This window comes from Streptomyces sp. NPDC053542 (assembly GCF_044544685.1).
In the GTDB taxonomy this organism is placed as follows: Bacteria; Actinomycetota; Actinomycetes; order Streptomycetales; family Streptomycetaceae; genus Streptomyces.
In genome coordinates, this window is sequence record NZ_JBITXL010000012.1 from 154,523 (window position 1) to 172,302 (window position 17,780).

A 17,780-nucleotide genomic window follows, 5' to 3' on the forward strand; every position below is an offset into this window, starting at 1 on the left:
GCGGTAGCCTCACGCCATGACTGCTTCCGAGCTCGTCCCCGCATCGTTCGTCGTCAACATCCCCGGCATCGCGGATGCCGAACTGGATCCGGAAGCGCTGGATCCGGACCAGATCATCTCCGGCGATCCGGTCGTCACCGGGAAGGTGCTCTGGGAGTCGCCGGACGGAAAGCAGGTCCGCGGTGTCTGGCAGATCACGCCGGGCGTCGTGACCGACATCGAGGCCAACGAACTGTTCGTGGTGGTCTCCGGCCGCGCCACCATCGAGGTCGAGGGCGGCCCGGTACTCGAGGTGGGCCCCGGCGACGCGTGCTTCCTGCGCGAGGGCGACCGGACTCGGTGGACGGTGCACGAGACGCTGCGGAAGGCTTATCAGGTGAGTTTGTAGGGGCTTGGGGCTTGGGGCTGGCGGCTTGGGACTGGGGCTGGCTGGGGTGGAGTTGGGGCTGGGGCTGGGGCTGGCTGGGCTGGAGTTGGGGTTGAGGCTGGCTGGTCGTGGTCTCTCGGCCTTTGAGGGGCTGTCTGGGCTTCGGCTTTTTGTGGGTGTGGTGGGGAAGTTCAGTTCGCTGTGTGACGAGCGAGCGTTGCGCTGGTAGGGCGCGCGGTGCGCGGCGCGCGCAGCCCTGCTGTGGCGGGCGTCGGGAATGCGGTGACGGCAGGGCTTGTTGTGCCCCACGTAGCGACCGGGCGGTCGTCGATACGGGCTGCCCGTCGGCGATGAACCACCTGCTCGTGGCGAGTCGCCGGTGCACAAGCCACCGGTACCCCAACGGTACGCGGTGAGTCCGTACGTGTCGGAGAGGAGACGGCCGTGACCGAGCGCACCCCCGAGACGCATGTCATCGACTTCCGGGCAGCCGAACAACTGCTGTCCGCGCGCGATCCACGGGGCGCGGTACAACTCCTGGACCCGGTCATCGCCGCCCATCCGGAGAACACCGCCGCCCGACTGCTACGCGCCCGCGCCTTCTTCCTGGCCGCTCAACTGCGCCCTGCCGAGCTGGAGTTCCAGGTCGTCCTGGAACGGGAGCCCGACAACGCGTTCGCCCACTTCGCCCTGGGTCGCACCCTTGAACGCGCCAACCGCCCGGACGAGGCGCTGCGCCACTTCCGACTCGCCGCCGCGCTCGATCCGCGTCCGGACTTCATCGAGGCGGCACGGTTTCCGGTGCAGGGGGAGGGTGCGGGGGAGGAATGAGGGCGGGGGAGTGGGGGCGGGGGAGTGGGGGCGGGGACGGGGCGGGGGCCGTTTTTTCCCCTCCGCCTCCGGGGGGCCGCCCCCCCGCCCCCCACCCCCTCCTCCCCCGATTCCTTGTCTTCACTTGTCCCTCACCGAGTTCTCTGAGGTCTCTGGCTCACCGAGGGGTCTCGGCTCACCAAGGTCGCTTGCTCACACAGGGACCTGCTCGCTGAGGCCGCTTGCCCACGAGGGGCTACTCACCAAGGCCCTTTGCGCCCCTCTCGCCCCCGGTCAGGCCACACATCAGACCCCATCCCAGGCTTCGTTCCACCGCGTCGCCTGCCGGTGAACTCGTTGCGACCGCGGTCCGGCTCGTACGGTGGCACGTCCTTGCCGGGCTGGTAGTGCGGCCCCTGGCGTATGTGGCGGCACACGATCGCAAGGTCCGTCGCAGCCAGGGCCGCCACGACCGCACAGCCGGCGGCCCAGCCGGGACGACCGACCACCACGAAGACGGCCACGCCGAACGCCGCCCATATCAGCCCCCACAGGGCCAGAGCGCGCCGTGTTTTCAGCAGGCTCCGTGCCTCCAAGGGCTCATTGCCCGTACGCATCACCACTCACCACGCATCCCCGCCTTGGTTCGTCGGACGTCTGGGCTCGCCGTCGCCGGCGGGTCAGTCACTCTCTGTCTCTCATCTTTGGTCGTTTCGTGTCTGTCTCCTGTTGGCCTCCGGTCGCTTCGATGTTGATGGGGTGCTGGGCCGGGCGCACCTGGCGACGAGGCCGCCAGGTGCGTTACGGCATTGCGGGCTGACCTGGGTTTTTCGTCGACCTGAGCGGCTTTCTCTGCCTTAAGGATCCTCCGGTTCGGGCCGTCCGTCACGCCTCCCGGCCAGCCTGTGGATAACTTTGGATGGCTCGCGGGGACGCGGTACCCGACGGCTGTGTCGTTACCGTCCGTGGTGCATGAGCATGTGTGAGCGCATCCCCGGCCGGGTGGCTGTTGATCCACGACAGTCCGCCCAGATCGAGTCGCTTCCTCGCCCTGGTGATCGCCACATACGCCAGCCGCGCCTCGTCGAGGTCGACCGGGCCCGGCAGCGGTTCTCCGTCCTCGCCGGTTTCCTCCAGCTCGTCCGGCTCCGTGAAGTCGGCTGCGATGCGTACGCTCGGCCACTCACGGCCCTTCGCCCGATGGGCGGTCGACACCGTGATTTCGGCTCTGTCCTCGCTCGAAAGGCAACCCAGTGCGCGGAGGACGCTCTCCGCGCTGTGTTCGTGGAGGAGTTCGACGAGCGGCAGGAGGTCGCGGCCGGACGGGTCGGCGGTGGCGTACTCCCTCAGCTCCTCCCAGGATTCGAAGAGAGCCAGCTCGGGGTGAGCGGTCCTGCTGCCGCGCTGGAGCTCGTACGCGGCCCGGGCCAGGGCTGTCAGGGAGTCGCCGCCACCCGCCAGGGCCACCCGGCGCCCGTCCGACAGCAGCCTTATGACTTCTGTCATCGCGCCCGTATTCGACCGGCAGAGCACGGCGTCGGGGCGGGGAACGGGCCCCAGCTCGCTGTCGATCAGTGGCGAGCCGATGAGCCGGACAGGGGCGTCGACGATCGCCAGCCATCGGTTCGCCGCCGCCGCGAGCGCAGGCCCGAACCGGAACGACTGGGAGAGCGTGAGCTGTCTGCCGCGGAAGCCGGTCATCACGTCGCGTGCGCCCCGCCAGCCGTAGATCGCCTGCGCCGAGTCGCCGACGAGTACCAGTTGAGCGTGCGCACGTTGGGCGCTGAAGACCTGTTCGACCACGGGATTGGTGTCCTGGGCTTCGTCGAGGAGCAGGAAATCGGTCTCGATGACCGGTGCGCTCAGTGCCCACATCTTGAGGTAGTGATCGTGCTCGAAGCGGACGGCACCCCGGTCCGGGTCCTGAAGGTCGGCCCATGCCTTGTGGGCGTACGGGAGGACGGCGTGCGCAAGCTGCCTGTGCAACGCGTCGGACTCGGCGCCGCGCAGGCGAGGGACATGGGCAGGGTTCAGTACCGGGTCGGCCGAGCGGCAGAACTCGGTGACGGTGCGCAGGACTGTGTACGAGAGAGCCTTGCTGCTCACCGTTCGCGTACCGATACGGAGCCGGAAGTCGGTGTCGATGCCCAGGGCGGAGCCGGTCCGCCAGCCTGCCTGCCGCGGTGCGTTCATCCGCCGCTGGAACCGGTGGCCCACGGCCGCGTACGCCAGGGAATGGGCCGTACTGCACGTCACGTGTGCGGGGAAGCGCCGGGCGGCGTCCTGCGCGATGGCCTTGTTGAACGCGAGGTAGCGGCCGGGGCGGCGCGTGCTGCGGGCCAGTATTGCCAAGGTCGTCGTCTTGCCCGTGCCCGCGCCGGCCTGGAGCACGAGGTGGTCGCCCGCATGGAAGGCGTCGGCGGCGGCCAGTTGCTCGGAGGTGGGGGAGTGTCGAGTACGAGGCGTGGGGCCGTCCGGGCCGTCGCGGTGGTGCGTGTCCGGTGGGCGGCTTCGGGCGTGGGGTGTGCAGGGGGTGCGCCTGTGCGCGGTGGGGGCCGTGGATGTTGCCGGCGTGGTGGTGACTGAGGGGAGGTGGTCGGTCATGGGGGTCTCCTGGGGGACTGCCTTGCTCGCTGAGCACACACCGGAAGTTACGGTGAGTGACTGGTGGTTGAACCGTAGCGGATCGCTGGGCTCGGCGGGCAAGAAGTTTTTGACCAGCTGCTTTGCCTGTGGATAACTGGCTTGGTGATCGTTCTGGCGGGATTGTCAGTGCCGTCTGCTTCCATGGTTTTCACGCAGGGTCGCGGCTCCGCGGCAGCGGCCGCGCCGCAGGCGGGAGGGGGAGTGATGGAGGCGACCGTAGACTCACGAGTCGGAGTACGACACGAACGGAACGGCATGGCGGGACGGCGGGAGATGAGCGCGCGGGAGGCGACCGGGCAGGCCCGGCCGACCGGCGCCGCGCCGTCCGGGCCGTTCCCCGACCGTGGCGCGAGCCCGGCCGCGGCGTCGCACGATGTGATCCGGCACGCGGCGGTGTTTCTGCCGGCCGAGCTGCCGCGAGCCGGGAAGATCGCCTTCTGGAGTCCGGACGGCGAGCCGCTGGCCGAGCCCTCGGGAGCGGCGGAAGCCACGGAGCTGAAGGTCGTGCGGCGGCACGGGAACTCCGTCCGCAGCCGTACGGTTCCCGCGCTCGAACTGACCGTCGGTGAGGCCGTCCCGCTGCTTGTCCGCGCCCGTCATGATCCGACGGCGCATCCGGCGACCGCATGCTGGGGAGCGGCCGCCTTGCAGGCGCTCCATCTGGTGGCGCGCGGCCGCATGCTCCCGGGCCTCACCGCTGATGACGTGGACGCCTGGCGCGCCGGGCCGCTGGACGCCGAGGACGCCGCGCAGCTGCGGGCGATCGCCGCCGCCATGCCCGCCGAGGCCCATGCCGTCCCCGTGCCCGGCAGCAAGCCCCTCCAACTGCACGCACCGAACGCCCTGGTGCGTGCCTTCATCGACGCGGTCGTCGATGTCCTGCCACGTACGCCGGCCGCGGTGCATGTGGCAGGCGCACCGTTCGCCGCGGCCGTTCCACAGCGGTTGCCCGGCGCGCGGGAGTGGGCGGCAGAGGTCGCGGCGGGCGTGGACAGCGGTGTACGGATCTCGCTGCGGCTGGACCTGTCGGCACAGGAGCTGTTCGACATCTCGGCGGAGGGGGATACGAAGACGGAGCCAGAGGCAGCGGAGGAGACGGGGAGGGAGACACAAGAGGGCAGGGCAGGGGCCGCGGCGGCGGTTCTGCAGGTCAGCCATCTCACCGACCCGACGCTGGTCGCGGACGCGCGGCAGCTGTGGGAGGGGGAGGCGCCCGACGGCTTCGGGCCGCGCGCGCAGGTGGACGCGCTGCTCGCGTTGCGCAGGGCGGCCCGTGTCTGGCCGCCGCTCGGCCGGCTGCTGGACCGCCCCGTCCCCGATGTCCTGCCGCTCGACGAGGAGGAGCTGTACGAGCTGCTGGGTGATGCCGCGCCGCGCCTGAAGGCAGCGGGCGTCGCGGTCCACTGGCCCAAGGAGCTGGCCCGGGGCCTGACCAGCACCGCTGTCGTGCGGCCGGCGCCCGGTTCCGCGGCGGACGGGTTCGGCTTCTTCGATGCCGAGCGACTGCTGCGCTTCGAATGGCAGCTGGCGCTCGGCGGTTCCCCGTTGAGCGACGCGGAGATGAGCGTACTGGCAGAGGCGCACCGTCCCCTCGTGCGGCTGCGCGACCAGTGGGTGCTCGTGGACCCCGCCCTCGTACGCAAGGCACGCAAGAGAGAGCTGGGATACCTCGATCCCACAGAGGCGCTCGCCGTGACGTTGGCCGGTGAGACCGAGGTCGAAGGGGAGCGCGTCGAAGTCGTACCGCTCGGTGCGCTCGCCCACCTCCGTACGCGCCTCACTGCCGACGCCGCGCCTCTGGAGAAGCCTCCCGGTCTCCACGCCACCCTCCGGGACTACCAGCTCCGTGGTCTGGCCTGGCTGGACCGAATGACCGCACTCGGGCTCGGCGGCTGTCTCGCCGACGATATGGGCCTGGGCAAGACCGTCACCACCATCGCGCTGCACCTCCACCGCGACCACCCCGACCCCACCCTCGTGGTCTGTCCGGCCTCGCTGCTCGGGAACTGGCAGCGGGAGATCGAGCGGTTCGCCCCCGGCGTCCCCGTGCGGCGCTTCCACGGCACCGGCCGCAGCCTGGACGATCTGAAGGGCGGCTTCGTCCTCACCACGTACGGCACGATGCGCAGCAGCGCCAAGAGGCTGGCCGAGTGTTCCTGGGGGCTGGTCGTCGCCGATGAGGCGCAGCATGTGAAGAATCCGCAGTCCACCACGGCCAAGGCGCTGCGCACGATCAAGGCACCCGCGCGGGTCGCCCTCACCGGCACACCCGTGGAGAACAACCTCTCCGAGCTGTGGGCCCTGCTCGACTGGACGACACCCGGGCTGCTCGGGCCGCTCAAGACCTTCCGGGCGCTGCACGCCCGCGACATCGAAGGCGGTGAGGTGCCGGGCGCCGCGGAACGTCTCGCGCGGCTCGTACGGCCCTTCATCCTGCGGCGGAAGAAGTCCGACCCCGGTATCGCCCCCGAGCTGCCCCCGAAGACGGAGACCGACCACCCGGTGCCGCTCGGCCGCGAGCAGGTGGCGCTGTACGAAGCGGCCGTCCGCGAGACGCTCGCCCGTATCGAGGCCGCTGACGGCATGGCGCGGCGCGGCTTGGTGATGAAGCTGCTCACGGTGCTCAAACAGATCTGCAACCACCCGGCGCAGTACCTCAAGGAGGCCGCGCCCGGCCTCACAGCGCGCTCCGGGAAGCTCGAACTGCTCGACGAACTGCTGGACACGATCCTCGCGGAGGACGGCGCGGCGCTGGTCTTCACGCAGTACGTGGAGATGGCGCGCCTTCTCGAGGAGCATCTCAGGGCCCGCGGCGTGCCCACTCAGCTGCTGCACGGCGGGACGCCGATCGCGCAGCGGGAGGCGATGGTCGACCGTTTCCAGGCGGGTGAAGTCCCGGTATTCCTGCTGTCGTTGAAGGCGGCGGGGACGGGGCTGAACCTCACCCGCGCCGGTCATGTGATCCATTACGACCGCTGGTGGAATCCGGCCGTGGAGGAGCAGGCGACCGACCGGGCCTACCGGATCGGGCAGACACAGCCCGTCCAGGTGCACCGACTCGTCACGGAGGGGACGGTGGAGGACCGGATCGCCGAACTGCTCGCCGCCAAGCGTTCCTTGGCCGAGGCCGTACTCACCGGGGGCGAGGCCGCCCTCACCGAACTCACGGACGCGGAACTGTCCGACCTCGTCACGCTGAGGAGGTCGGCATGAGCAGCGGTGAGCAGCACGAGGGGGCGGCGGCCGCGGGTGAGGGGCTGGAGCGGGTCCGCCGGGAGCTGGAGCGCGGCCGGGCCATCGCGCGGGCGCGTGAGGCCGCCGCGGAGGCGAGCCGGGACGGGGACGCCGAGGACGCGTCGGGGGATGCGGACACACGGGACGGTGCGCAGCGGGCTGACGAGGCTGCGGAACCCGGGCCGGGGGGCGGGTCCGCCTCCGGGGCCGGGCGGCGGAGCGAGGCGGCCGAACGTGCGCGGCAGGCGGTACGGCGTACGGGGCAGGGGCCCGGGCGCGCCGTTCGCGATGCGGAAGAGCCGGGACAGCCGGCCCCGCAGCCGGCTGACGCGGCGCCGGACAACGGCCCGTCGGCGGGCGCGGCCGGTGACGGGGAGGACAGCCGGAGCCAGGGGGCGGAGCTGGCCCGGCAGGCGCTGAAGCGGGCGGCCGGGGAAGCGAGGCGCGCCCGGGTGCGGGCATCCCAGAAGCAGCCGGTCCAGAAGCAGAAGCAGTCGATCCAGAAGCGGGCGCCCCGCGGGGAGGCGTCTGCGGCGCAGGTGTCGCCGACGCAGGGCTCCCCGGTGACGGAGGAGGGCGTGGGGGCGGCCAGCGAGGGCGCGGAGCAGGGGGCCGTGCGCCGGAGCGCGGCTGCGGAGCGGGCTCGCCAAGCGGTGGCACGCGCGGGGCAGGAGAAGGCGCGCCCCGGTGAGGTGCGGGAAGCCGAGAAGCCCACTGGCGGGAAGCCTGTCGGCAGGAAGTCCGCCGGCAGGAAGCCCGTCGGTACGAAGTGCGTTGGTGAGGCGCGCGCCAGCGGCCGGGCGGAAGCCGACGAGCGGCTCACCTCGACGGAGCGGTCGGGGCAGGGGCTTCGGAGCCTGGGGGACGCGCTGAAGGGCGCGCATCGCCCCGGCGAGGGGAGTACCGGGAGTACCGGGAGCGCACAGGGCGGCGGACCCGAGGCGGCGACTCGTACGGCAGGGCGGGCCCGGGTGTTCCCCGCGGTGGCCGCCGGCGGCGGGGACGCTGCGGAGTTCGCCGAGACCTGGTGGGGCCGGGCATGGCTCGACGCGCTGGAGAGCACGGCGCTCGACACGGCGCGGCTCGCGCGCGGCCGGGACTATGCGAGCGGCGGGCACGTCGGCCGGATCACCGTGGCGCCGGGCCGTATCTCCGCTCCGGTGACGGGCAGCCGGCCGTATCCGTACCGGGCCGAGCTCCGGTTGCGGCCCTTCACGGACGCGGCGTGGGAAGCCTTCCTCGACGGCGTCGCCGCCCGGCCCGCCCACCTGGCGGCCCTGCTGGGCAGGACGGTGCCGCGGGCCCTGGCCGAGCGGCAGGACGAGGTGGGCGTGCGGCTGCTGCCGGGCCCCGGGGATCTCGTACCGCACTGTTCGTGTCCCGACCGCGGGCATCCGTGCAAGCATGCCGCGGCGCTCTGCTTCCAGGCCGCGCGCCTTCTGGACGCCGACCCCTTCGTACTGCTCCTCCTGCGCGGACGCGGCGAGCGGGAGCTGCTCGACGACCTCTCGCGGCGCAACGCCACGCACAGCGCGCACACCGAACGGGCGGCGCGTGCGGCGCTCCCTGGAGTACCGGCCCGTGCGGCCCTGCAAGTGCGGGACCTTCCGCCGCTGCCACCACCGCTGCCCCTCCCGGCCCACCCGGGACGGCCCCTGGTCCTGCCGACGGCCGAGGACCCGGCCATCGGCCCGGCCGCCATCGAACTGTTGGCCGCCGATGCCGCCGCCAGGGCCCGGGCCTGCCTGACCGCCGCCCAGGGAACGCCCATCCCGCCCGGTGATGCGTCCGCCGGGGCCACGGCCTCGCCGTTCCCCGCCCGTACCCTCTGGGAGGACGCGATCCGGCTGGTCGCCGCGGCGCACCCGACCTCGGGGCTGACCGCCAGCACGAGGGAGATCTACCGCGGCGTCGCCGAGGCCACCGACCGCCCGGTGAGCGACGTCGCGCGGGCCGTGGCCGCCTGGCGGCAGGGCGGGCCGGAAGGTCTCCGCCTCCTGGAGACGACGTGGGACCCGCCCGCCGGTGACTTCGACCGTGCCCGCAGTGCCCTGTCGGTCGCCGACCTCCCCTCGCTGCGGCCCCGGCACAACCACCTCACGGACGCAGGCCGCGGCATACAGCTGCGCTTCGGCCACGATGGCCGCTGGTATCCGTACGAATCCGACCCCGGGGCCGAGGACTGGTGGCCCACCGGACGCCCCGACGCCGACCCCGTGGGCGCTCTCACCCCGCTCCTCGCCACGGAGTAGAGGACCAAGAGGACTGAACAGACTGGACGGCCGAGCAGCCGGCCGAGCAGACGACTGACGCGACTGAAGACGCGACTGAAGACCCGACAAAGACCCAACGAAGACCCGACGAAGCGACGACGAAGAGACGACGAAGAGACGACCGAAGAGAGTCACCCCGTGGAAGGTCTCGACACACTCACCCACGCTCTGGCGCGGCGCACGCCCGAACAGCTCGCCGCGCTCCTCGCCCGGCACGCCGAGCCCCTCTCGCGCCGCCCCGCGCCGACCCGGCTCCGCGAGCTCGCCGCCTCCTTGTGGTCGTACGAAACGCTGCACCAAGTAGTGCTGGGGCTCGACCGGCCGAGCCTCCAGGTGCTGGCCGCGACCGCCCGGATCAGCCAGGGGCGCGCCCGGGAGGCCGCGCACGGGCCGGCCGCCCCCGATCCGGGCGCCGGCTATCAGTCCCTCATGGCCCACAGCCTGGCCTTTCCGGATCTGGCGACGGAGCCGGTGCCGGTGGCGGACGTGTACGCGGCGTTCGGTGAGGACCGGGAGGCCGTCGGGGCGGCGTTGGAGACGCTGTACGAGGCGGGGCTCGCCGCGCCGACGGAGGACGGCCGGGTCGTCGTACCGCCGCGCACGGCGCAGCTGATCGGCGGTCATGACTTCGGTGTGTTCGAGCCCGAGCCCTCGCCGGCTTCCCCGGCGGCCACGTCGGCACCGGTCGAGGAGCGGGCCCTGGCGGCCGAGTCGCAGGCCGCGGCCACCGCGCTGGCCGGGGCCCTGGAGCGGCTGCTCGCCGCGCTGGCGGTGCAGCCCGCGGCGCTGCGCAGGTCCGGCGGACCCGCCGTACGCGAGATCCGGCGGCTGGCGAAGGCGGCCGGCACCTCCGAGCCCCGTACCCGGCTCCTGCTCGACCTCACGCTGGCGGCCGACCTGATCGCGCTGAGCCGTACGCCCACCGGTACCGTCGCGCTGCCCACCAGCGGGTACGACGACTGGCTCGCGCTGCCGCCGGGTGAGCGGCTGCTGCCGGTCCTCACGGCTTGGGCCCGGCACTGGGCGATCGCCACGTGGACGCCGTTCGGGGAGACCCCGACCGCTCTGGAGCGCGGGGACGACCGCCGCGCGCCCGCCCTGCGCCACGGTTTGCTCGCCGCCCTCGCCACCAGCACGGACAGGGCCACCGGTGGCCGGGCCGCGTCCGGCCCCGGCGTCCCGATCCCGGCCCCGGACGCCTCGTCACTGGAGGCGCTGCGGCCTCTGGTGGCGGTCGCCGGCTGGCACCGCCCGCTGGCCGTCGCCGACGAGCCGATGATCCTCGAGCGCGCCGCCCACACGCTCGACGAGGCCGCCTTCCTGGGCCTCGTCGCCTACGGGACGCTCACGCCCGTCGGCCGGGCGCTCCTCCGTGCGGAGACGGCAGCCGACCCCGCCCCGTTGCGCGCGGCGCTGTGTACGCTGCTTCCTCCGCCGCTCGAACAGGCCCTGTTCCAGGGCGATCTGACGGCCATCGTGCCGGGGCCGCCCTCCGCCGAGCTGTCCGCGCTGCTCGCGCTCGCCGCCGACCGCGAGTCCGACGACAGCGCCACTGCCTGGCGGTTCAGCGGCGCCTCCATCCGCCGGGCACTGGACGCGGGCCGCACCGCCGACGCGCTGATCGACGACCTCACCGCGGCGTCCGCCACGGGACCGCTGCCGCACCCGCTGACGTACCTGATCAAGGACACGGCGCGCACGCACGGGCGCATACGGGTCGTACGCGCCGGCTGCTGCATCCGTTCCGACGACGCCGCGCTCGTCCAGGAGCTGGCCGCCCACCGGGCGCTGCGTGACCTCGGGCTGCGGGCGATCGCGCCGACCGTGCTCGTCAGCGCGCAGGAGCCGGGCCCCACCCTGGAGGCCCTGCGTGCGGCCGGTTACGCCCCGGCCCTCGAAGCCGAGACCGGTACGACCGTCGTCGAACGCACGGCTGCGCACCGCAGCCAGGCGCCGCTCCGGAAGCCCACCGATCACCTTGCCCTGGCCCGGCGTCTCTTGGACGGCTGACGGGCCTCCTGGACGGCTGACGGCGTCTCCTGGAGGGCTGGCGGCGCCTCTTGGACGGCTGAAGATGTCTCGTGGAGCGCTCTGAAGGGAGGAAGCCCGCCGGCCGGCTGTCCGTGCGGCCGGAGAGCCTCCCGCTTCATGATCAACGACACGGCGCCGGAGGTCAACGACGTGCAGGTCAACGACGTGCAGGTCAGTGACGCGCAGATCAGTGACGTACGAGGCGGAGCGGCGGCAGAATGACGGCGTGCGGCTCGAAGCGATCACCTGGGAACGGCTGACCGACGCGCTCGCCGAGGAGGTGGCGGGCCTGACAGCACGGGATGGCAGTCCCTGGCTGCGGGTGGGTATCGACGCGGCCCCCGCGGCGCGCCCCGGGGAGCTGGCCGGACGGCTCGCCGAAGCGCTGCGGCTGCGCGGCCGTTTCGTACAGAAGAGCGGTGCGTACGGGTTCCTGCGGCCGGCGTCGCTGCGTCTGGAGTACGGGCGGCATGATCCGGACGCGTACTACGACGAGTGGTTCGACCGGCAGGCGCTGTGGCGGGAGGTGTTCAACCCGCTGGAGGCCGGGGGCAGCGGCCGGGTGCTCCCGGACCTGTGGGACCCGGAGCGGGACCGGGCGACGCGCAGCGCGTACGTAGGGCTGCCGCCCGGCGGCGTGCTGATCCTGCACGGGCCGCTGCTGCTCGGGCAGTGGTTCCCGTTCGACCTGACCGTGCACCTCGGGCTGTCGCCGGGCGCGCTGGAGCGGCGCACGGAGGCGGGCGAGCGGTGGACGTTGCCGGCGTTCGCGCGGTACGAGGCGGAGGTGGACCCCAGGGAGGCCGCCGACGTCGTCGTACGGGCCGATGATCCGCGCCGCCCGGCGTGGAGCGGTATCGGCCCGCGACGGTAGGACGGGCAGGGCGAGGCGGTAGGGCGGCAACTGAACCGGTCGGGGCGCTGACGGGGCCTCACCGGCCTTGATCCACAGCCCGTTACCGTGAGGCCATGACAATCGATGAAGTGGGCGAACGGGTGGCGGCGCTGCCGGGCAGCACCGGAGCGACGGCGACCGTGGAGGCGCGGCCGCGGACGGTCGGTGCGGTCCGGACGGTGTACGCGCCGGACCCCGACGGCGACCCGGACCCCGGCGAGATCGTGTGGACCTGGGTCCCGTACGAGGAGAACGACGGGCGCGGCAAGGACCGGCCCGTGCTGGTCGTCGCCCGCGAGCGGGCGGGCACCCTGCTCGCCGTGCAGCTGTCCAGCAAGCGGCACGACGACCGGGAGTGGGTGGCGATCGGCTCCGGGCCCTGGGACCGCGCCGGGCGCCCCTCGTGGATCGCCCTCGACCGGGTGCTGAGGGTGCATCCGGAGGGGATGCGGCGGGAAGCCTGCGCGCTGGACCGGGGCCGCTTCAACCTGGTCGTGAACCGGCTGCGGGAGCGTTACGGCTGGCGCTGAGCTGAACCGTGCGCGTGCCGGGGCGTCACCCGCCGTCGGCCACGGCCAGGATCTTGTTGACGGTGTTCCAGTTGCGGGCGGTGGCCGTGACGCCCAGCTTGAGGCTCGCCGCGGTGACGGCCGCGGCCAGCCTCGAACGCCCGATGCCCTCCGGGCACCAGAGGTACAGCTCGCGGCCGAGCAGCCGGAAGGTGTCGGGCGCGTACCCGGCCGGGTCCAGGGCGTCCAGCGGGGCCGTGTCGGCGGGCGGCTCCGACAGGAAGGTGACGTGCAGCGTCTTGGGCTCCGCCACCGCCTCCGGGAACGGGTTGGCCGCGACGGCGGCGGCGATGTCGTCGCGGGTGCGGACCATGACCGGTACGGAGAAGCCCAGCGCGGCCGCGAAACCGGCCTCCAGGGCACGCGCGGTCTCCTCCGGAGGGACGCCGGGGTCGGCGAAGACGATGTTGCCGGTCTGGAGGAGGACGGTGACGTCGTCGTAGCCCAGCTCCGCCATCAGTGCGCGCTGCTGCGCCACGGGGAACTTGTGGTGCCCTCCGACGTTGATGCCGCGGAGCAGGGCGACCTGACGGGACATGAGCGGGACCTTTCACAGGGAGGCAGGCAAGAGCGGCCCCTCCGGTTCAGAGCGGCCCCTCCGTTCAGAAGAGCGGCTGCGGCAGCACTCCTTCCAGGGCCAGGAGCTGCCGCTTGGTCTCCAGGCCGCCGCCGAAGCCGCCGAGCCCGCCGCCGCTCTCCACGACGCGGTGGCACGGCACGACGACCGGCAGCGGATTGGAGCCCATGGCCGCGCCGACCGCGCGGGCGGCGCCCGGCTCGCCGACCCGGTCGGCCAGGTCCTGGTAGCCGACGACCGTGCCGTACGGCACGCGGGCGGCCAGCTCGCGCAGCACCCGCTCGTTGAATCCCGAGGAGAGCGACCAGTCCAGCGGCACCGTGAAGTCCCGCAGCTCACCGGCGAAGTACGCGACGAGCTCCGCGGCGGCCGTCTCCACCGCCGGTATCGCGGCGACCGGCTCGGCGCCGAACGCGCCGCGCAGCCGGGCGAGCGACCTGGTCCTGGCCCTGTCGTCGGCGTGGAAGACGACCAGGGCCAGGCCGGCGTCGGTGCCCGCGAGCAGGAGCGGGCCGATGGGAGTCTCCAGCATGCGCCAGGCCCAGTCGCGCGGCGGCCTCTCGCGCTCCCCGGAAATCGTCTGATCCTCGGAAATGGTCACGGCTTCAGCCTAGAACCCCCCCACTGACAATCGCCGTGGAGAAGCCGGTGAAGCCGTGAGCACCTCCGGGGTGCGGCGGCTTACGCGGCCGGGACCAGGAACCCGGAGTTCTTCAGAGCGTTCCGCACGACGTCCGGGGTGTTGGTGATGATGCCGTCGACGCCCCAGCTCGCGACCTTCTTGGCCGTGTCCGCGTCGTTGACGGTCCAGGTGTAGACCTCCAGCGGGCGCCCGTGCGCGCCCTGGAACGCGTGCACGGCCGACACGTAGGCCATGTTGATCGTCTTGTAGCTGGGGTTGATCTGGTCGGTGAACTCGGCGTACTTGGGCAGGTCGGCGATGGCCGGCGTACCGAGGAAGCCCGTCTTGAGGGCCGGGCGGAGTTCGTGCACCTTCTTGACCGAGTCGGCGTTGAAGCTCTGGATGATCAGCCGGTGCTTCACGTGCTGGCGGTCCAGCCAGCCCTCCTCCCGCAGCTGCCGCAGGACCTGCGCCTCGATGCCCGGGTAGAGCTCGGGCGACTTCAGCTCCATCAGCAGCTTCTGGTCGTTGTGGCTGACCGCGTCCATGTAGCGCTCGAGCGTGGGGACCCGCTCGCCCTTGAACTTCGCGTCGAACCAGCTGCCCGCGTCCAGCTTCTCGATCTCGCCGAGGGTGAAGTCGGAGATCTTCCACGGAGCCCGGTCGGGGTACAGCTCCTCGACGTTGGTCGTGCGGTTGAGCGTCGTGTCGTGCATGACGATCAACTTGCCGTCCTTGGTGCGCTGGACGTCGTTCTCCACCCAGGCGACGCCCATACGGTGCGCGGCGTCGATGGCGGCGACGGTGTTCTCGGGGGCGTAGGCCGAGGCTCCTCTGTGCGCGACGGTGACCGGTCTGTGCGGGTGGTCCGCGGCCTGGGCGGTGGCAGCGGGGAGGCAGAGCGACGTCAGCCCCACGAGCGCGCCGGCAGCGGCGGCGGCAGGCCGAATGTGCATACGGACTCCTCGGATTCGACGTCTGTGGGGGGCGGTCGGCGGCAGGTTCCCAGCGGCGGTGTACTGGAAGATAGGTCAGGGATGGACATAAATTGAACGAGAAGTGTCGTGTGTCCCGGGTTTGGGACCGTACGGGGACGATTTGGACGGCATGATCACGCAACGGAGTTTCTGGCCAAGGCCGGGGAAACCAGCGCTTGACCGCTGTTCCGGGGCGCCTGGTGGCAGATCGTCGCCTTTTGGGTAACGGGCGGCTTTGGCCGGTTCACCTCTTGCGTGCGGTCGCGCCACCCCGAGTGAGCGCCGGAGGGGCGGCCAGGGAGGCCGGAGGGAGCCCCGGGGAGCCGGTGACCGGCAGGGCCGCCGCGGGCAGAAACAGTGTGGTGAAGCGAGAAGTGCCTCGTGACGGCGGGTGTGCGGACGCTTCCGCGGCGTCGGCGCCGGCGTTATGGACGCCGGTTGTCAGTGGTGGGTCGTACGGTGGGTTCCATGCGGCCCGTTTCCCAGATCGAACGCACGGTGGCGCCTTTCGAGGTCGTCAGCCCGTACCAGCCCAGCGGTGACCAGCCGGCGGCCATCGCCGAGCTCGAGCAGCGCATCCGCGGTGGTGAGAAGGACGTCGTCCTGCTGGGCGCGACCGGCACCGGCAAGTCGGCGACGACCGCGTGGATGATCGAGAAGCTGCAGCGCCCGACCCTCGTCATGGCGCCGAACAAGACCCTCGCGGCCCAGCTCGCCAACGAATTCCGCGAGCTGCTGCCGAACAACGCCGTCGAGTACTTCGTCTCGTACTACGACTACTACCAGCCCGAGGCGTACGTCCCGCAGTCCGACACGTACATCGAGAAGGACTCCTCGATCAACGAAGAGGTCGAGCGGCTGCGCCACTCCGCGACCAATTCGCTGCTCACCCGGCGGGACGTGATCGTGGTCTCCTCCGTGTCCTGCATCTACGGCCTGGGCACGCCCCAGGAGTACGTCGACCGGATGGTGCCCCTGAAGGTCGGCGAGGAGATCGACCGCGACCAGCTGCTGCGCCGCTTCGTCGACATCCAGTACACGCGCAACGACGTGGCGTTCACCCGCGGCACCTTCCGGGTGCGCGGCGACACCATCGAGATCTTCCCGGTCTACGAAGAGCTGGCCGTCCGCATCGAGATGTTCGGCGACGAGATCGAGGCGCTGTCGACCCTGCACCCGCTGACCGGCGAGGTCATCAGCGACGACCAGCAGCTGTACGTCTTCCCCGCGAGCCACTATGTGGCGGGCCCCGAGCGCATGGAGAAGGCGATCGCCGGCATCGAGGCCGAGCTCGCCGAGCAGCTCGCCCTGATGGAGAAGCAGGGCAAGCTGCTGGAGGCGCAGCGGCTGCGGATGCGGACCACGTACGACATCGAGATGATGCGCCAGATCGGCACGTGCTCCGGCATCGAGAACTACTCGCTGCACATCGACGGCCGCGAGCGGGGCTCCGCGCCGAACACCCTCCTCGACTACTTCCCGGAGGACTTCCTCCTGGTCATCGACGAGTCGCACGTCACGGTGCCGCAGATCGGCGCGATGTACGAGGGCGACGCCTCCCGGAAGCGGACCCTGGTCGACCACGGCTTCCGGCTGCCGTCCGCGCTGGACAACCGCCCGCTGAAGTGGGAGGAGTTCCAGGAGCGCATCGGGCAGGCCGTCTACCTCTCCGCGACCCCCGGGCCGTACGAGCTCTCGCGCGGCGACGGCCACGTGGAGCAGATCATCCGCCCGACCGGCCTCGTCGACCCGGAGGTGGTCGTCAAGCCCACCGACGGGCAGATCGACGACCTGGTCCACGAGATCCGCACGCGCACCGAGAAGGACGAGCGCGTCCTGGTCACGACCCTCACCAAGAAGATGGCCGAGGACCTCACGGACTACTTCCTGGAGCTCGGCATCCAGGTGCGCTATCTGCACAGCGACGTGGACACGCTGCGCCGGGTGGAGCTGCTCCGTGAGCTGCGGGCCGGCGAGTACGACGTCCTGGTCGGCATCAACCTCCTCCGGGAGGGCCTGGACCTGCCCGAGGTCTCCCTGGTGGCGATCCTCGACGCCGACAAGGAGGGCTTCCTCCGGTCCGGCACGTCCCTGATCCAGACGATCGGCCGTGCGGCGCGCAACGTCTCGGGCCAGGTCCATATGTACGCGGACAAGGTCACCCCGGCGATGGCGAAGGCCATCGACGAGACCAACCGGCGCCGCGAGAAGCAGCTCGCGTACAACAAGGCGAACGGCATCGACCCGCAGCCGCTCCGCAAGAAGATCAACGACATCGTCGCGACGATCGCGCGCGAGGACGTCGACACGCAGGAGCTGCTGGGCACGGGGTACCGCAAGGCGGCCGACGGCAAGGGCGCCAAGGCCCCGGTGCCGGCGCTGGGCGGCGCCGCGGAGAAGGCCGGCAAGGGCGCCAAGAAGGGCGCGAAGGGCAAGGCCGCGGACGACGTGCCGACGGACCGGCCCGCCGCCGAGCTGGCCGAGATGATCGAGGAGATGACGGACCGCATGCGGGCGGCCGCCGCGGAGCTCCAGTTCGAGGTCGCCGCCCGGCTGCGCGACGAGGTGAGCGAGCTGAAGAAGGAGCTGCGCCAGATGCGGGAGGCCGGGCTGAAGTAACGAGAACGGGGGAGCGGGGCAGCGGGGATCCGGTGGGCGTACGGGCTGAGCGCGTACGCCCACCGGCGCGTCTGCGGAGAGGCCGCACCACTCCGCCGACGTCCCCCGGCACATAGCCCTTGACCTGGCGTTTTGCCTAACTCTTTACTTTTCCATGGCG

General features: G+C 71.9%; 13 protein-coding genes. 8 read left to right on the forward strand and 5 right to left on the reverse strand.

What is annotated here, in order from left to right:
• The first annotated feature begins 16 nt into the window (after positions 1-16).
• Together ACIGXO_RS29880 and ACIGXO_RS29885 are read left to right on the forward strand one after the other, a co-directional pair.
• Entirely contained in the window at positions 17-388 is a 372-nt protein-coding gene (locus tag ACIGXO_RS29880) for a cupin domain-containing protein (protein WP_399792987.1), read from the forward strand.
• A gap of 423 nt (positions 389-811) precedes the next feature.
• A complete protein-coding gene (locus tag ACIGXO_RS29885; RefSeq protein WP_399792989.1) occupies positions 812-1,198 on the forward strand; it encodes a tetratricopeptide repeat protein in 387 nt (128 codons plus the stop codon).
• Positions 1,199-1,437: 239 nt separating this feature from the next.
• Here ACIGXO_RS29885 and ACIGXO_RS29890 read toward each other — a convergent pair whose 3' ends face one another.
• Positions 1,438-1,794, reverse strand: a complete 357-nt coding sequence (locus ACIGXO_RS29890) for a DUF6343 family protein (protein ID WP_399793306.1) — start codon at positions 1,792-1,794, stop codon at positions 1,438-1,440.
• Between the two features lie 268 nt (positions 1,795-2,062).
• The gene (locus ACIGXO_RS29895; RefSeq protein WP_399792991.1) at positions 2,063-3,781 is read right to left on the reverse strand and encodes a UvrD-helicase domain-containing protein; all 1,719 of its coding nucleotides are present in this window, start codon (positions 3,779-3,781) and stop codon (positions 2,063-2,065) included.
• A gap of 297 nt (positions 3,782-4,078) precedes the next feature.
• Here ACIGXO_RS29895 and ACIGXO_RS29900 point away from each other — a divergent pair, with 297 nt between their 5' ends.
• The 5 genes from ACIGXO_RS29900 to ACIGXO_RS29920 all read left to right on the forward strand — a co-directional run bounded on the left by ACIGXO_RS29900 (position 4,079) and on the right by ACIGXO_RS29920 (position 12,786).
• The gene (locus tag ACIGXO_RS29900) at positions 4,079-7,036 is read left to right on the forward strand and encodes a DEAD/DEAH box helicase (RefSeq protein ID WP_399792993.1); all 2,958 of its coding nucleotides are present in this window, start codon (positions 4,079-4,081) and stop codon (positions 7,034-7,036) included.
• Complete coding sequence (locus tag ACIGXO_RS29905; RefSeq protein ID WP_399792995.1) at positions 7,033-9,309, forward strand: SWIM zinc finger family protein; 2,277 nt, start codon at positions 7,033-7,035, stop codon at positions 9,307-9,309. The genes ACIGXO_RS29900 and ACIGXO_RS29905 overlap by 4 nt, the downstream gene beginning before the upstream one ends.
• A gap of 159 nt (positions 9,310-9,468) precedes the next feature.
• Positions 9,469-11,340, forward strand: a complete 1,872-nt coding sequence (locus ACIGXO_RS29910) for a helicase-associated domain-containing protein (protein ID WP_399792997.1) — start codon at positions 9,469-9,471, stop codon at positions 11,338-11,340.
• A gap of 247 nt (positions 11,341-11,587) precedes the next feature.
• Positions 11,588-12,235, forward strand: coding sequence for a uridine kinase (locus ACIGXO_RS29915; protein WP_399792999.1), 648 nt, complete (start codon positions 11,588-11,590; stop codon positions 12,233-12,235).
• A 95-nt stretch (positions 12,236-12,330) separates the two neighbouring features.
• Positions 12,331-12,786, forward strand: coding sequence for a type II toxin-antitoxin system PemK/MazF family toxin (locus ACIGXO_RS29920; protein WP_399793002.1), 456 nt, complete (start codon positions 12,331-12,333; stop codon positions 12,784-12,786).
• Positions 12,787-12,811: 25 nt separating this feature from the next.
• Here ACIGXO_RS29920 and ACIGXO_RS29925 read toward each other — a convergent pair whose 3' ends face one another.
• The 3 genes from ACIGXO_RS29925 to ACIGXO_RS29935 all read right to left on the reverse strand — a co-directional run bounded on the left by ACIGXO_RS29925 (position 12,812) and on the right by ACIGXO_RS29935 (position 14,980).
• Positions 12,812-13,363 (reverse strand): DUF1697 domain-containing protein, encoded by a 552-nt coding sequence (locus tag ACIGXO_RS29925; RefSeq protein ID WP_399793004.1) that lies wholly within the window; start codon positions 13,361-13,363, stop codon positions 12,812-12,814.
• Positions 13,364-13,427: 64 nt separating this feature from the next.
• Positions 13,428-13,934: a methylated-DNA--[protein]-cysteine S-methyltransferase gene (locus tag ACIGXO_RS29930; RefSeq protein ID WP_399793308.1), complete on the reverse strand. Its 507-nt coding sequence runs from the start codon at positions 13,932-13,934 to the stop codon at positions 13,428-13,430.
• Between the two features lie 149 nt (positions 13,935-14,083).
• Positions 14,084-14,980 carry a glycerophosphodiester phosphodiesterase gene (locus tag ACIGXO_RS29935; protein WP_399793006.1) on the reverse strand — a complete coding sequence of 299 codons (897 nt, stop codon included), beginning with the start codon at positions 14,978-14,980 and terminating at the stop codon, positions 14,084-14,086.
• A gap of 489 nt (positions 14,981-15,469) precedes the next feature.
• Between ACIGXO_RS29935 and uvrB the strand changes: the two genes are divergently transcribed.
• Positions 15,470-17,620: an excinuclease ABC subunit UvrB gene (uvrB, locus tag ACIGXO_RS29940; protein ID WP_399793008.1), complete on the forward strand. Its 2,151-nt coding sequence runs from the start codon at positions 15,470-15,472 to the stop codon at positions 17,618-17,620.
• Positions 17,621-17,780 lie beyond the last annotated feature (160 nt).

What these genes read in the sequence shown, in the direction of transcription:
- ACIGXO_RS29880 (WP_399792987.1), top strand. Translation starts at nt 17, where the DNA reads ATGACTGCTTCCGAGCTCGTCCCCGCATCGTTCGTCGTCAACATCCCC.
- ACIGXO_RS29890 (WP_399793306.1), bottom strand. Translation starts at nt 1,794, where the DNA reads ATGCGTACGGGCAATGAGCCCTTGGAGGCACGGAGCCTGCTGAAAACA.
- ACIGXO_RS29895 (WP_399792991.1), bottom strand. Translation starts at nt 3,781, where the DNA reads ATGACCGACCACCTCCCCTCAGTCACCACCACGCCGGCAACATCCACG.
- ACIGXO_RS29900 (WP_399792993.1), top strand. Translation starts at nt 4,079, where the DNA reads ATGGCGGGACGGCGGGAGATGAGCGCGCGGGAGGCGACCGGGCAGGCC.
- ACIGXO_RS29905 (WP_399792995.1), top strand. Translation starts at nt 7,033, where the DNA reads ATGAGCAGCGGTGAGCAGCACGAGGGGGCGGCGGCCGCGGGTGAGGGG.
- ACIGXO_RS29920 (WP_399793002.1), top strand. Translation starts at nt 12,331, where the DNA reads ATGACAATCGATGAAGTGGGCGAACGGGTGGCGGCGCTGCCGGGCAGC.
- ACIGXO_RS29925 (WP_399793004.1), bottom strand. Translation starts at nt 13,363, where the DNA reads ATGTCCCGTCAGGTCGCCCTGCTCCGCGGCATCAACGTCGGAGGGCAC.
- ACIGXO_RS29930 (WP_399793308.1), bottom strand. Translation starts at nt 13,934, where the DNA reads ATGCTGGAGACTCCCATCGGCCCGCTCCTGCTCGCGGGCACCGACGCC.
- ACIGXO_RS29935 (WP_399793006.1), bottom strand. Translation starts at nt 14,980, where the DNA reads ATGCACATTCGGCCTGCCGCCGCCGCTGCCGGCGCGCTCGTGGGGCTG.
- uvrB (WP_399793008.1), top strand. Translation starts at nt 15,470, where the DNA reads ATGCGGCCCGTTTCCCAGATCGAACGCACGGTGGCGCCTTTCGAGGTC.